Source organism: Streptomyces cyaneus (assembly GCF_004028635.1).
Taxonomy (GTDB): Bacteria; Actinomycetota; Actinomycetes; order Streptomycetales; family Streptomycetaceae; genus Streptomyces; species Streptomyces cyaneus.
In genome coordinates this window covers 587,903-602,424 of record NZ_ML138678.1, presented here as the reverse complement: position 1 = coordinate 602,424, position 14,522 = coordinate 587,903, and the positions used below count along the sequence as shown (strand labels likewise).

The following is a 14,522-nucleotide window of genomic DNA, read 5'->3' as shown; positions in this document are numbered from 1 at the left end:
GTCATAGCGTGGAGCGCATGACGGTGATGGAGACCACGAGTACCAGGACCGACAGCTGTGCCGCTCCACCGCACCCGCACCGGCGCCCGGAGGGCCAGGACAGCTACACGATCAGCGAGGTCGTCGCCTTCACCGGCCTGACGGCCCACACCCTGCGCTGGTACGAGCGGATCGGCCTCATGCCGCACATCGACCGCTCGCACACCGGCCAGCGCCGCTACAGCAACCGCGACCTGGATTGGCTCGACCTCGTCGGCAAGCTGCGGCTGACCGGCATGCCGGTCGCCGACATGGTCCGGTACGCCGAGCTGGTGCGCGAGGGCGACCACACGTTCGGCGAGCGCTTCGAGCTGCTGGAGACGACCCGCCGCGACGTGCTCGCCCGGATCGCCGAGCTCCAGGACACGCTGGCCGTACTCGACCGGAAGATCAGTTTCTACGCGGACGCGGGGCGCCTGTACGAGCAGGACGAGACGCACCAGCAGGACAAGACGTACGAGCAGCAGAAGACGGAACAGGTGGAGAAGGCCGGATGACGGACAGCAGGATCGCGACGGCACGACTCGGCTCGACGGGCCCCGAGGTAGGCGTCCAGGGCCTCGGCTGCATGGGCATGAGCTTCGCGTACGGCCCCTCGGACGCGGGTGAGTCCAGGGCGACCCTGGAGCGGGCGCTGGAACTGGGCGTCACGCTGTACGACACGGCGGACGCGTACGGCGCGGGCGAGAACGAGAAATTCCTCTCCCCCTTCTTCAAGGCGCACCGTGACGAGGTCGTCATCGCCACCAAGTTCGCTCTGGCGATCGACCCGGACGATCCGACGAAGCGGATCATCCGCAACGACACGCCCTACATCCGCCAGTGCATCGAGGCGAGCCTGAAGCGCCTGGACGTCGACGCGATCGACCTCTACTACATGCACCGGCGCGACGTGAACGTCCCCATCGAGGAGACCGTCGGTGTCATGGCCGAACTGGTCCGCGAGGGCAAGGTCAAGCATCTGGGCCTGAGCGAGGTCACGGCGACGGAATTGCGCGCCGCGCACGCCGTCCACCCCATCGCGGCCGTGCAGTCGGAGTGGTCGCTGTTCAGCCGGGACATCGAACCGAAGGTGATCCCCGCGGCCCGTGACCTGGACGTGGCCGTGGTCCCGTACTCCCCGCTGGGCCGAGGGTTCCTGACCGGCTCCTTCGCCAAGGCCGAGGACCTGACGTCCGACGACTTCCGCCGCCAACAGCCCCGCTTCACGGGTGACAACGCGGCCGCCAACGCCGCCCTGCTGGACCCGATCCGCACGGTGGCCGAGGCACACGGCGCCTCCCTGGGCCAGATCGCGCTGGCGTGGGTCCAGCAGCAGGCGGCACTGCACGGCCTCCCGGTCATCCCGATCCCCGGCACGCGCAAGCCGACGCGGGTGGAGGAGAACGCGGCGGCGACGCGGATCGTCCTGGGCGAGCAGGACATGGAGCTGCTGGAGCCGATCGCGGCGAAGGTGGCGGGCGACCGGTACGCGGACATGCGGTTCGCTTCTGCAGGCAGGGAGTAGATGCCCTAGGGGCGCGGGGAACTGCGCGAACAACCCACGACCACCCGCACGCGACAGTCAACCGCACCAGGCAAACGCGTCGTCCTAAAGCTCCGCCAACAACTCGGCCTTCTTCACCGAGAACTCCTCATCCGTCACCAGCCCCGCCTCGTGCAGTTCCCCCAGGTGGCGGATGCGCTCGGCGATGTCGGCGGGATCGCGCCGCGGTGCCGATGCCGGTACCGCGGCGACCGGCCCGGACTTGCGCACCGCTGCCAACACGGCCGCAGCGAACGGCAACGACTCATGCACGGGCCCGTACCCGAGCCCGAAGACAACGGCCGCCGGATCCTGATCGGCCTGCGCGGGCTGGTCGTCGGCAGAGTCCCGCCGCAGCAACCGCAGATGCCCTTCGAACACCTCCGGCGACCGCCACTCGACGCCGCTCAGCTCGCCCACCGGGAAACTCTGGTCCCCGGCCTTCCACTTAGCCGAGGACGCACCTGTCCAAAACCACCGAAACCGGACGACGTTCCCGTCGAAGGACGCCTTCGCGTCATACGCCTTGAACTGCAAGGGCACGTCAGGCGCGGCAACGAGGAACTCCTCCGCCGGCCCGGACTCCGTAAGCTGCGCCCGCAACTCGTCGGCGTAGTACTCGGCCAGCGTCTCGCGCTCGGCCGGCAGCACCAGCCGATACGGATCGCCCCCGTCCTTCAACTGCCCGGCCGCCGCCTCCAGCAACGGATCGGCGCCCGGCCGCAGCTCGACTCGCAGCGCCACCGTCCCGCGCTTGCCCGGCGTCAGCGTCACCCCGGCGATCGCCGCCAGCGGAACACGACGTTCCCCGAGGCTCTGAAAGAGCTTAGGTGTTCGAATCCCTCGTTCGTAACGGATGAGCACGGAGTCGGACTCGAACTCCCAGGCGGCATGAAATCCGGCCAGTACGTCACCCATGCGGCTCATCGTATGCGGCACGTGCTCCTCCGTCGCCACCCCGCGCAACCCGCAATTCCTGCGCCTCTACGCGCGTCCGGCCGACGCCGTGTCGGACAAACCCGCCCGACAGGCCTCGGCATCGTCGGCACACCGCACCGACTCGTACGCGCCAACCCCGATCTCGGCGAAGTTCCGCACGCTGTCGGTGCCCGGCTCGAAATACCCGGCGTGCCCCTTCGCGTCCCGCGCCGACAGCACCCGCGCGCCGAACACCGCCGACACCGGGTCCTCCCCGTGTCCCAGCCCGCCGAGCTCGAGATACGGCACGTCCTGCACCCAGTCGTCCGCGTCCCGCATCGCCCACACATGGGCGGAGGTGCGCAGCTGGGAGGCCTTCGCGACCCGCATACCGGGGCTGCCGGCCACCGCTATGTCGGCCACCCGTCCCGGCAGTGTGGGCGCGGCAAGGCCGCACAGCACCGAGCCGTAGCTGTGGCAGAACAGGGAGACGGGCGAACCGCCGGGCAGGGCCCGCACCAGCGCGTTCAGACGGATGGCTCCGTCCGCGGCCCGCATCGCCGTCGCCGAGTCGATGCCGAGCCCGTTCGGCGTGGTGTAGTCGGCCCAGGCGATCACGGCCGTACGCGTCGAGGGGCCGACCGCGCGCTCGGCCGCGTACAGGGACTGCGCCATGCCGACCGGTGCCGAGTACTTGCGGCTGGTGCGCTGGAACGTCAGCAGATCGGTGTCGACGCCGGGGACGACGACCGAGATCCGCTCGGCCTTGGTCAGGTCGCCGAACACCTCCGCGGCCCGACCGGAGCCCTCCGGGTCGAAGGCGAGGATGTGCCGGTCCGCCCGCATCATGTCCTCGAAGCGATGCATACGGCGGCCTGCCTCGCGCTGTCCGTCCGGCGTGAGCCCGACGTCGTGCATGCGCTTCTGCTCGACCTTGCGCGCCTGGTCGAGCGCGATGCGGTTGGCGCGGTAGCGCAGCTCGACGGGGGCGCCGTTCATGTTGCCGACGGCGAGCGGATAGCGGTGCGCGAGGCTGCTGCGCTGCGGGGCGCTGAGCGAGGCGAAGAAACGGGCGAGCCGGGTGGGGGAGGAATCCGCGTCCGGCAGCCGGTGTCCGGCGATGCGGCCGTGCTCCCAGGCGCTGAGCGACGCCTGGAGCGGTGTGGTGCTCCGGTGGTGGCGTACGGCGGTCCAACCGGTGGTCGCCAGCATCACGAACACCACGGCCAGAGCGAGCAGTGCGCGCCAGACGTTCAGTTGCGGGGGCGTGTCGAAGGAAGTCACTGGGAGGACACACTAGGAGAACGAGAGGGTCTCGCGTTAACCAAGTGACGGGTATCACGTTTCGATCAAGGCGGTGTTAACACGCCGACGACCTCAGTGTGTTCGCCAGCTCTCACTCAGTGCCGGACCCACCTGTTCGAGATATGAGACGGTCAATGCCCGCATGGCGTCCAGGCTGAAGTCCTCGCCCGTGCTCCACTGACGCTCCGTCAGTCGCATCACCCCGCCGAAGACGGCCACCGCCAGCCGAGGGCGCGGATCGGTGTCCATGTCGACCCCCTCACGCTCGGCGAGGATGCGCGCGATCGCCTCCTCGGTCTCCACCGAGCGCCGCAGATGGGCGGCGAGCAGGGCGGGCGTCGACTCGACCACCTTGTACATGCGCAGATACAGCTCGACCGGTGCGACGGCCTCGATCACGTCGTTGAGCGTGTCCCAGCCCTCCAGTACGGCCTGCCGCAGCGCCTCCATGGGGGCCTCGTGCAGCGGGCGCTCGCGCACCGCCTCCAAGAAGTGCGCCACCGTCATCTCCTCCAGGGCGAGGGCCGCTTCCTCCTTGCCGGCGAAGTAACGGAAGAATGTGCGCTGCGACACATCGACGGCCTCCGCGATGTCGTCGACGGTGGTGCCCTCGTACCCCTGGGTGGTGAACAGCTCCAGCGCGGTACGCAGCAGTGCTTCCCGGGTGCGCTGCTTCTTGCGTTCGCGCAGTGTTTCCATAGGTGTCAGTTACCGACTTGTGAATTGGTTTGTCAATTGTCAGAGGCTGTCATTAGCCTCGAACACATGACTAGTCAGACCACCATCGACACGACGGGGTCGGGGGGCAAGGCGCCGGCAGTCCCGTCGGACGCGACGCCGACCAAGGGGCTGCGCGGCCACCCTTGGTTCACTCTCATCACCGTCGCAGTGGGGGTCATGATGGTGGCCCTCGACGGCACCATCGTGGCCATCGCCAACCCGGCCATCCAGAAGGACCTCGGCGCCACCTTCGCCCAGGTCCAGTGGATCACCAACGGATACTTCCTCGCTCTCGCGGTCTCCCTGATCACCGCCGGCAAGCTCGGCGACCGGTTCGGGCACCGCCAGACCTTCCTGATCGGCGTGGTCGGCTTCGCCGCCGCCTCCGGTGCGATCGGCCTGTCCAGCAGCATCGCCGCGGTCGTCACCTTCCGCGTCCTGCAGGGCCTGTTCGGCGCGCTGCTGATGCCGGCCGCGCTCGGCCTGCTGCGGGCGACCTTCCCGGCCGAGAAGCTGAACATGGCCATCGGCATCTGGGGCATGGTCATCGGTGCCTCCACCGCGGGCGGCCCGATCCTCGGCGGCGTCCTCGTCGAGCACGTCAACTGGCAGTCGGTGTTCTTCATCAACGTGCCGGTCGGCATCATCGCCGTCGTCCTCGGCGTGCTGATCCTGCTCGACCACCGCGCCGAGAACGCCCCGCGCTCCTTCGACATCCTGGGCATAGCCCTGCTGTCGGCCGCGATGTTCTGCCTGGTCTGGGCCCTGATCAAGGCCCCGGAGTGGGGCTGGGGCGACGGCAAGACGTGGACGTTCATAGCCGCGTCGGTGCTGGGCTTCGCGCTCTTCGCCTTCTGGGAGACGAAGGTCAAGGAACCCCTCATCCCGCTCGCGCTCTTCCGCTCGGTGCCGCTCTCCGCGGGTGTCGTGCTGATGGTCCTGATGGCCATCGCCTTCATGGGCGGCCTGTTCTTCGTGACGTTCTATCTGCAGAACGTCCACGGCATGAGCCCGATCGACGCGGGCCTGCACCTGCTTCCCCTCACCGGCATGATGATCGTCGGCTCCCCGCTCGCGGGCGCGATGATCACCAAGCTGGGCCCGCGCATCCCGCTGGCCGGCGGTATGGCGGCCACCGCCATCGCCATGTACGGCATGTCCACGCTTCAGACGGACACCGGCAGCGCCATCATGTCCCTCTGGTTCGCCCTGCTCGGCTTCGGCCTCGCGCCGGTCATGGTCGGCGCCACGGAGGTCATCGTCGGCAACGCGCCCATGGAGCTGTCCGGCGTCGCCGGCGGTCTCCAGCAGGCCGCGATGCAGATCGGCGGCAGCCTCGGTACGGCCGTCCTGGGCGCCGTCATGGCCTCCAAGGTCGACAGCGACCTCGCCGGCAACTGGACGTCCGCGGGCCTGCCGCCGCTCACCGCGGCCCAGGAGGCCCAGGCCTCCGAGGCGGTCCAGGTCGGCGTACCGCCGCTGGCCCCGGGCACGCCGGACGCCGTCGCCGCGAAGATCACGGACGTGGCACACGACACGTTCATCTCGGGCATGAGCCTGGCGTCCCTGGTCGCCGCGGGCGTGGCGGTCGTCGCGGTCTTCGTCGCCTTCCTCACCAAGCGCGGTGAGAACGCGGAGGCGGGCGCGGGCGCGGCGCACATCTGACGCCACGCAAAGCGAACGGAGGGATCCGCGACCGGAGTTCCCCTATCAGGGTGACTTCGCTAAAGATCCCTCCCACCCGGCACGCGCCGCAGGTCAGATTGGGCCAAGCCCTCCGTACGGCATGTTCCTCGGGCAAGTTTGTACGGCGAGGAGGGCGGCCTGGGCGGCGGCGCGCTGCCGGAGGGGGACAGCGCGCCGACGGCCCGGAACTACCGCAGGATTAGCGCCCGCACGCGGGGTACTCGACCCGACGAACCCAACCGACCGGAAGGTTCTGGGAGTTGAGTTGACGATGGCGGGCTTCGGACACCGAACGCGCAGGTACCCCCGCTCACGTGGCCGGACGTGGTCACGGACCGGGCCGGATCGCGCGACGCTGGGCATCATCGGAGCCATCTGCGCGATCGCCGGTTTCTTCGTACTGGGCATCATCCTCGGCCCGGTGGCGATCGCCTGCGGCTGGCTGGCCATGAACCGCACCTGGTCAGGAGCCCGCCCGCTCCCCGCGTTGGTGGCCGTGGTGCTGGGCGCGATCGACACACTGCTGGCGATCATCTGGCTGGCGGGGACGACCACGCCGGGCAACGGTTTGTTCTAGCGCCCAAGAGCTCGAGGCATGGGGTTCGATGGCGGGAGCGGGTTGTCGGTGGTTGATCGCGCAGTTCCCCGCGCCCCTTGGGCCGGCTGCTGCGCCGCCGGCTGCCCGTCACCCGACAGCGCGGCGACCTGCGCCCGCAGCGCCCGAACCTCCTCCGTGAGCACCCGGATCGCCTCCGTCTGGCGCCGCTCCTCCACGTCGTCCATCTCGAACCGAGCTATGAACCACGCGGCGATGTTCGCGGTCACCACACCCAACAGGGCGATCCCGGACAGCATCAGCCCCACCGCGAGCATCCGCCCCACGCCCGTGGTCGGCGCGTGATCCCCATACCCCACGGTCGTCATGGTCGTAAAGGACCACCACACCGCGTCACCCAGCGTCTTGATGTTCCCGTCCGGCGAGTCCCGCTCCACCGACAGCACGGCCAGCGACCCGAACATCAGCAGCCCGACCACCGACCCGGCGACATAGGTCGTGAGCCGCACCTGCGAGGCCATCCGGGCTCGTTGCCCGACGAGCAGCAGCGTGGCCACGAGCCGCAGCAGCCGCAGCGGCTGGACCAGCGGCAGCACGACCGCACAGAGGTCCATCCAGTGGCTCCGTACGAACTGCACCCGCCGCTCGGCGAGAGCGAGCCGTACGACGTAGTCGAGCGCGAACGCGCCCCACACCACCCACTCCACCGCGAGACACGCGGACACCACCTCACGGCTCGCGTCCGGCTCGACGATCGGCACGGCATAGGCCACGGCGAACACCAGGGCCAGAGCGAACAGCGGCCGCTGGGTACACCGTTCCCAACGGACTTGCGCGAGCGGTTGCTTCATGGCCGCATCGTAGGAAATGTGAAGGGGTGGTGTATCCCGCAGGTCACCCACGGGCACACCACCCCTTCCAGCCGTTGACGCCGGTCGACGCTACGCGTCGCCTCCCGCGGCACCCGGATCCGCCGCCGACACATCGAGCAGCTGGTAACGGTCGATCGCCTGCTTCAGCACCGACCGGTCCACCTTGCCCTCCTTCGCCAGCTCGGTCAGCACGCCGACGACCACCGACTGGGCGTCGATGTGGAAGAAGCGGCGGGCGGCACCGCGGGTGTCCGCGAACCCGAACCCGTCCGCACCGAGCGACTGGTATGTCCCCGGCACCCACCGGGCGATCTGGTCCGGCACCGACCGCATCCAGTCGGAGACGGCCACGAACGGACCCTCGGCCCCGCTGAGCTTGCGCGTCACCCACGGCACCCGCTGCTCCTCCTCCGGATGCAGCAGGTTGTGCTCCTCGCACTCCACGGCCTCGCGCCGCAGCTCGTTCCAGGAGGTCGCCGACCAGACGTCGGCCTTGACGTTCCACTCCTCGGCGAGGATCTTCTGCGCCTCGATCGCCCAGGGGACGGCCACACCGGACGCGATGATCTGCGCGGGGATCGACCCCGCCGTGCCCTCGCTGAAGCGGTAGACGCCCTTGAGGATGCCCTCGACGTCGACGTCCTCCGGTTCGGCCGGGTGCTGGATCGGCTCGTTGTAGACGGTGAGGTAGTAGAAGACGTCCTCGCCGTGCGGGTGCTGTTCGTCGCCGCCGTACATCCGCCGCAGACCGTCCTTGACGATGTGCGCGATCTCGTAGCCGAACGCCGGGTCGTACGAGACACAGCCCGGGTTGGTCGAGGCGAGCAGCTGCGAGTGGCCGTCGGCGTGCTGCAGGCCCTCACCGGTCAGCGTCGTACGGCCGGCGGTCGCGCCCAGCACAAAACCGCGCGCCAGCTGGTCCGACATCTGCCAGAACTGGTCGCCGGTGCGCTGGAAACCGAACATCGAGTAGAAGACGTAGACCGGGATCAGCGGCTCGCCGTGCGTGGCGTACGCCGAACCCGCCGCGATCAGCGAGGCCGTGCAGCCCGCCTCCGAGATGCCGTCGTGCAGCATCTGGCCCTGCGGCGACTCCTTGTAGGCGAGCAGCAGGTCGCGGTCGACCGCCTCGTACTGCTGGCCGAGCGGGTTGTAGATCTTCGCGCTCGGGAAGAACGAGTCCATGCCGAACGTGCGGTACTCGTCCGGCGCGATCAGCACGAACCGCCTGCCGATCTCCTTGTCCCGCATGAGGTCCTTGAGCAGCCGTACGAACGCCATGGTGGTGGCGATCGACTGCTGGCCCGAGCCCTTCTTCACGGTCGCGTACGTCTTGTCGTCCGGCAGCGCAAGCGGCTTGGAGCGCACCACACGCGTCGGGACGTAACCGCCGAGCCCCTTGCGGCGGTCGTGCATGTACTGGATCTCCTCGGAGTCCCGCCCCGGGTGGTAGTACGGCGGGAGCCCGCTCTCCAGGTCCTGGTCGGAGATCGGCAGGTGCAGACGGTCGCGGAAGCGCTTGAGGTCGTCGACCGTCAGCTTCTTCATCTGGTGCGTGGCGTTGCGGCCCTCGAAGTTGGGGCCGAGCGTCCAGCCCTTGATCGTCTTGGCGAGGATCACCGTCGGCTGGCCCTTGTGGGCGCGGGCCGCCGCGTACGCCGCGAAGATCTTCTTGTGGTCGTGACCGCCGCGGCCCAGGTGCAGGATCTGGTCGTCGGTCATGCCCTCGACCATCGCGCGCAGCCGCTGGTCGTCACCGAAGAAGTGGTCCCGGATGTAACCGCCGGTCTCGGTGGCGTACGTCTGGAACTGGCCGTCCGGCGTGGTGTTCATCCGGTTGACCAGGATGCCGTCGCGGTCCTGCGCGAGCAGCGGGTCCCAGGTGCGGTCCCAGATCAGCTTGATGACGTTCCAGCCGGCGCCCCGGAAGATCGACTCCAGCTCCTGGATGACCTTGCCGTTGCCGCGGACCGGGCCGTCGAGGCGCTGCAGGTTGCAGTTGACGACGAAGGTGAGGTTGTCCAGGCCCTCGCGCGCGGCGATGGACAGCTGGCCGAGCGACTCCGGCTCGTCCATCTCGCCGTCGCCCAGGAACGCCCACACATGCGACTTGGAGGTGTCGGCGATGCCGCGCGCCTCCATGTAGCGGTTCATTCGCGCCTGGTAGATCGCGCCGATCGGGCCGAGGCCCATCGACACGGTCGGGAACTCCCAGAAGCCCGGCATCAGCCGCGGGTGCGGGTAGCTGGACAGGCCGTACGGCGCCTTCGACTTCTCCTGGCGGAACGCGTCCAGGTTCTGCTCGCTCAGGCGGTCCAGCAGGAACGCGCGAGCGTAGATGCCCGGGGAGGCGTGGCCCTGGAAGAAGACCTGGTCGCCGCCGTCGCCCTCGTCCTTGCCGCGGAAGAAGTGGTTGAAGCCCACGTCGTAGAGCGAGGCGGAGGAGGCGAACGTCGCGATGTGGCCGCCGACGCCGATGCCGGGGCGCTGGGCCCTGGACACCATGACCGCGGCGTTCCACCGGGTCGCGTTGAGGATCTTGCGCTCGATCTCCTCGTTGCCCGGGAAGAACGGCTCGTCCTTGGTGGCGATCGTGTTGACGTAGTCCGTGCTGCGCATCTCGGGCACGGCCACGCGCTTCTCGCGAGCCCGCTCGATCAGCCGCAGCATCAGATAGCGGGCCCGCTCCCGGCCGCGCTCGTCCACAGCGGCGTCGAGGGAGTCGAGCCACTCCTGGGTTTCCTCGGGGTCGAAGTCAGGAACCTGACTCGGAAGGCCGCCAATGATGATCGGGTTTCGATCGGATCCGGAAGCCACGCTGTTCCTTACCTGTCAGAGGGCCGTGTTTCTGGGGTTTCTGGGTGTCTGCACCGCTCCCCATCGTGTACCTCGGGGCGCCAAACGTCATCTCTACTGAGGGGTAACCGGGTCCTGGTAACGGCGGAGTACCCGCTGATGGTTCCCAAACGCCCAAAGGGGGCGGATTGGCGTGCCGTACGTCACCTTGGGACGATGATGGTGTGCCTGGAGTTGCGGTGACACGTTCAGGATCGTCACCGTTTCGGCGGTCTGAACGGCCGGGTACTTGCGCGATCCGTCCCGCCCGTGTGGACTACGGCCAATGCTTCGCGCACGCGCGTGGCTGAGTTATTTCCCAAGACATGATCAGGAGGCAACCCGTGAGCGCGACCGCGGACCACGCGGAGGAGCGGACCCTTGCCGAGAGGCTGGGGTTCCAGCCCGAGCAGGTGGTCCAGGAGATCGGCTACGACGACGACGTAGACCAGGAACTCCGCGAGGCCATTGAGTCAGTCACCGGCACAGAACTCGTGGACGAGGACTACGACGACGTTGCCGATGCCGCGGTGCTGTGGTTCCGCGACGAGGACGGCGACCTGACGGATGCGCTGGTGGACGCCACCACGTACATCGAAGAGGGCGGCGCGATTCTGCTGCTGACGCCGAAGACCGGCCGTGACGGCTACGTGGAGCCCAGCGACATCTCTGAAGCCGCGACGACTGCGGGTCTGTCGGCGTCCAAGAGCGTCAGCGTCGGCAAGGACTGGAGTGGCAGCCGGCTGGTGACGCCCAAGGCCGCGAAGACCAAGAAGTAGAAACTGGTGGCGGTGCCGGGCCGGGCTGGAAAGCCCGGCCCGGCCTCCTGCACGGGCCTCGGTGGTCGCTGCATAGGGTGGGGTCTCCACCCGAACAGCCCCACCGAAGGGACATCCACGACGATGGCGATCCAGGTCGGCGACAAGGCCCCCGACTTCGAGCTCAAGGACAACCACGGCGCCACCGTGAAGCTCTCCGACTTCCGTGGTTCCAAGAACGTCGTCCTGCTCTTCTACCCCTTCGCCTTCACCGGCGTGTGCACCGGCGAGCTGTGCGAGGTGCGCGACAACCTGCCGCAGTTCTCCGACCGCGACACCCAGGTGCTCGCCGTCTCCAACGACTCCATCCACACCCTGCGCGTCTTCGCCGAGCAGGAGGGCCTGGAGTACCCGCTGCTCAGCGACTTCTGGCCGCACGGCGAGGTCAGCCGCGCCTACGGCGTCTTCGCCGAGGACAAGGGCTGCGCGGTGCGCGGCACCTTCGTCATCGACAAGGAGGGCGTCGTGCGCTGGACGGTCGTCAACGCGCTGCCGGACGCCCGTGACCTCAGCGAGTACGTCAAGGCACTCGACACTCTCTGATCCCGGCACCCCGCTGATCCCGGCACCCCGATCCCGACACCCTGTGATTCTTCGGTATCAAGGCCTGCGGGGTACGGGAACCCGTCACTAGGATCGAGTCGTTGATCCCATATCAAACGCACGGCGGGGCTCCCCGCCCCTGGAAACCAATGGAGGACTCGTGGGAGTCAGCCTCAGCAAGGGCGGCAACGTATCACTGAGCAAGGAGGCTCCGGGCCTCACTGCGGTCATCGTCGGTCTGGGGTGGGACGTCCGCACCACGACCGGCACCGACTTCGACCTGGACGCCAGCGCGCTGCTGCTGAACCCGGAGGGCAAGGTCGGCAGCGACGCGAACTTCGTCTTCTTCAACAACCTCAAGAGCGCCGACGGCTCCGTCGAGCACACCGGCGACAACCTCACCGGTGAGGGCGAGGGCGACGACGAGCAGATCAAGGTCAACCTCGCCGGCGTCCCGGCGGACGTCGAGAAGATCGTCTTCCCGGTCTCGATCTACGACGCCGAGAACCGCCAGCAGTCCTTCGGCCAGGTGCGCAACGCGTTCATCCGCGTCGTCAACCAGGCCGGCGGCGCCGAGATCGCGCGCTACGACCTCAGCGAGGACGCGTCCACCGAGACCGCGATGGTCTTCGGCGAGCTGTACCGGCACGGCGCGGAGTGGAAGTTCCGCGCCATCGGCCAGGGCTACGCCTCGGGCCTGCGCGGCATCGCGCAGGACTTCGGTGTGAACGTCTGAGGTCACCATCCTGAGTCCGGCGCCGCATTCGTTTGAGTGCGGCGCCGGATGCGCAGGACAACCAAAAAGCATCACGCGGGGAGGACCAGCAACATGGGCGTCACGCTCGCCAAGGGAGGAAACGTCTCCCTGTCCAAGGCCGCACCGAACCTCACTCAGGTGATGATCGGGCTCGGCTGGGACGCGCGCTCCACCACCGGAGCCCCCTTCGACCTCGACGCCAGCGCCCTGATGTGCACCGGCGGACGGGTCATGGGCGATGAGTGGTTCGTCTTCTACAACCAGCTCAAGAGCCCGGACGGCTCGGTGGAGCACACCGGGGACAACCTCACCGGCGAGGGCGACGGCGACGACGAGTCGCTCCTGATCGACCTCTCGAAGGTGCCGGCCCAGTGCGACAAGATCGTCTTCCCGGTCTCCATCCACATGGCCGACGAGCGCGGCCAGACCTTCGGTCAGGTCAGCAACGCCTTCATCCGCGTCGTGAACCAGGCCGACGGCCAGGAGCTCGCCCGCTACGACCTCAGCGAGGACGCCTCCACCGAGACCGCCATGATCTTCGGCGAGGTGTACCGCCACCAGGGAGAGTGGAAGTTCCGGGCGGTGGGACAGGGGTACGCGTCGGGTCTGCGTGGCATCGCGCTGGACTTCGGGGTCAACGTCTCATAACGCGATATGAGCAAAAGTCGGGGCCCCGTGGGACCGGGAGTGGGGCCGACTAGACTTCGGGTTCAAAAGTTCGTAAAGCCGAGTGCGGCGCTCGGGAGCCCCGTACACACAGGATTGGGTAGCCAGTGGTTCTGAAAACCTTCGGCTGGTCGTTCGCGGTCACCGCGCTCGGCCTGGTTGCAGCGGTCCTCTTCGGGGGGTGGACCGCCCTCGGCATCGTGGCGATCCTCTCCGTCCTCGAGATCTCGCTGTCGTTCGACAACGCGGTGGTCAACGCCGGAATCCTGAAGAAGATGAATGCCTTCTGGCAGAAGATCTTCCTCACCATCGGCATCCTGATCGCCGTCTTCGGTATGCGACTGGTCTTCCCCGTTGTGATCGTCGCGATCAGCGCCAGCCTCGGGCCGATCGAGGCGGTCGACCTCGCGCTCAGCGACAAGGACCGTTACCAGGAACTCGTCACCGACGCCCACCCGGCGATCGCCGCGTTCGGTGGCATGTTCCTGCTGATGATCTTCCTCGACTTCATCTTCGAGGACCGGGACATCAAGTGGCTCGGCTGGCTGGAGCGCCCGCTGGCCAAGCTCGGCAAGGTCGACATGCTGTCGGTCTGCATCGCGCTGGTCGTTCTGCTGATCTCGGCGCTGACCTTCGCGGCCAACGCCCACCAGCACGGCGGCGCGCACGCCGACAAGGCGGAGACGGTTCTGCTCTCCGGTATCGCGGGCCTGATCACCTACATGATCGTGGGCGGCCTCTCCGGCTACTTCGAGGACAAGCTCGAAGAAGAGGAGGAACGCGAGCACGAGGCGGAGGAAGCAGCCGTGCGCGCCGGCAAGCCCCGCACGGCGGTCGCCCTGGCCGGCAAGGCCGCGTTCTTCATGTTCCTCTACCTGGAGGTCCTGGACGCCTCCTTCTCCTTCGACGGCGTGATCGGTGCCTTCGCCATCACCAACGACATCGTCCTGATGGCGCTGGGTCTCGGTATCGGCGCGATGTACGTCCGTTCGCTGACCGTCTACCTGGTGCGCCAGGGCACCCTCGACGACTACGTCTACCTGGAGCACGGCGCGCACTACGCGATCGGCGCGCTGGCCGTGCTCCTCATGGTCACCATCCAGTACCAGATCCCCGAGATCGTCACGGGCCTGATCGGTGTCGCCCTGATCGGCTGGTCCTTCTGGTCCTCTGTGCGCCGCAACCGCGCGCTGGCGGCAGCCGAGGGAAAAGCGGAGACCTCGGACGAGAAGACTGAGGTCTCGTCCGGGGTGTGACATCCCTGCGGGTGAGGAACGCTCTG

Annotated in this window: 14 protein-coding genes; 9 read left to right on the top strand and 5 right to left on the bottom strand. The window is 68.1% G+C overall.

Features of this window, described 5'->3' with window-relative positions; translation table 11 throughout:
• Window positions 1-17 precede the first annotated feature (17 nt).
• Entirely contained in the window at window positions 18-536 is a 519-nt protein-coding gene (locus EHO50_RS02695) for a MerR family transcriptional regulator (protein ID WP_128428158.1), read from the top strand.
• Window positions 533-1,546, top strand: coding sequence for an aldo/keto reductase (locus EHO50_RS02690; protein ID WP_128428157.1), 1,014 nt, complete (start codon window positions 533-535; stop codon window positions 1,544-1,546). The genes EHO50_RS02695 and EHO50_RS02690 overlap by 4 nt, the downstream gene beginning before the upstream one ends.
• Window positions 1,547-1,630: 84 nt before the next feature.
• Here EHO50_RS02690 and EHO50_RS02685 read toward each other — a convergent pair whose 3' ends face one another.
• From EHO50_RS02685 to EHO50_RS02675, 3 genes are all read right to left on the bottom strand, one after another.
• Entirely contained in the window at window positions 1,631-2,491 is an 861-nt protein-coding gene (locus EHO50_RS02685) for a DUF4429 domain-containing protein (RefSeq protein WP_128428938.1), read from the bottom strand.
• 57 nt (window positions 2,492-2,548) lie between these two features.
• Window positions 2,549-3,766, bottom strand: a complete 1,218-nt coding sequence (locus tag EHO50_RS02680; protein WP_128428156.1) for an alpha/beta hydrolase — start codon at window positions 3,764-3,766, stop codon at window positions 2,549-2,551.
• A gap of 93 nt (window positions 3,767-3,859) precedes the next feature.
• Window positions 3,860-4,486, bottom strand: a complete 627-nt coding sequence (locus EHO50_RS02675; protein ID WP_128428155.1) for a TetR family transcriptional regulator — start codon at window positions 4,484-4,486, stop codon at window positions 3,860-3,862.
• Between the two features lie 66 nt (window positions 4,487-4,552).
• Between EHO50_RS02675 and EHO50_RS02670 the strand changes: the two genes are divergently transcribed.
• Both EHO50_RS02670 and EHO50_RS02665 read left to right on the top strand, forming a co-directional pair.
• Window positions 4,553-6,172 carry an MFS transporter gene (locus tag EHO50_RS02670; RefSeq protein ID WP_128428154.1) on the top strand — a complete coding sequence of 540 codons (1,620 nt, stop codon included), beginning with the start codon at window positions 4,553-4,555 and terminating at the stop codon, window positions 6,170-6,172.
• Window positions 6,173-6,464: 292 nt separating this feature from the next.
• On the top strand, window positions 6,465-6,770 hold the full coding sequence (locus EHO50_RS02665; protein ID WP_128428153.1) for a small hydrophobic protein: 306 nt from the start codon (window positions 6,465-6,467) through the stop codon (window positions 6,768-6,770).
• On the opposite strand, the gene EHO50_RS02660 is transcribed toward EHO50_RS02665, so the two are convergent.
• Both EHO50_RS02660 and aceE read right to left on the bottom strand, forming a co-directional pair.
• Window positions 6,767-7,600, bottom strand: a complete 834-nt coding sequence (locus EHO50_RS02660; protein ID WP_128428152.1) for a potassium channel family protein — start codon at window positions 7,598-7,600, stop codon at window positions 6,767-6,769. The two genes, EHO50_RS02665 and EHO50_RS02660, sit on opposite strands and share 4 nt — an antisense overlap.
• A 90-nt stretch (window positions 7,601-7,690) precedes the next feature.
• Window positions 7,691-10,438 carry a pyruvate dehydrogenase (acetyl-transferring), homodimeric type gene (gene aceE, locus EHO50_RS02655; protein WP_128428151.1) on the bottom strand — a complete coding sequence of 916 codons (2,748 nt, stop codon included), beginning with the start codon at window positions 10,436-10,438 and terminating at the stop codon, window positions 7,691-7,693.
• A 362-nt stretch (window positions 10,439-10,800) separates the two neighbouring features.
• Here aceE and EHO50_RS02650 point away from each other — a divergent pair, with 362 nt between their 5' ends.
• The 5 genes from EHO50_RS02650 to EHO50_RS02630 all read left to right on the top strand — a co-directional run bounded on the left by EHO50_RS02650 (window position 10,801) and on the right by EHO50_RS02630 (window position 14,496).
• Window positions 10,801-11,235, top strand: coding sequence for a DUF3052 domain-containing protein (locus EHO50_RS02650; RefSeq protein ID WP_030054586.1), 435 nt, complete (start codon window positions 10,801-10,803; stop codon window positions 11,233-11,235).
• Between the two features lie 123 nt (window positions 11,236-11,358).
• A complete protein-coding gene (locus EHO50_RS02645; RefSeq protein ID WP_062698231.1) occupies window positions 11,359-11,817 on the top strand; it encodes a peroxiredoxin in 459 nt (152 codons plus the stop codon).
• Window positions 11,818-11,977: 160 nt separating this feature from the next.
• Window positions 11,978-12,553, top strand: a complete 576-nt coding sequence (locus EHO50_RS02640) for a TerD family protein (RefSeq protein ID WP_031476289.1) — start codon at window positions 11,978-11,980, stop codon at window positions 12,551-12,553.
• 93 nt (window positions 12,554-12,646) lie between these two features.
• Entirely contained in the window at window positions 12,647-13,222 is a 576-nt protein-coding gene (locus tag EHO50_RS02635) for a TerD family protein (protein WP_128428150.1), read from the top strand.
• Window positions 13,223-13,347: 125 nt separating this feature from the next.
• Complete coding sequence (locus tag EHO50_RS02630; RefSeq protein WP_128428149.1) at window positions 13,348-14,496, top strand: DUF475 domain-containing protein; 1,149 nt, start codon at window positions 13,348-13,350, stop codon at window positions 14,494-14,496.
• The last annotated feature ends 26 nt before the right edge of the window (window positions 14,497-14,522 follow it).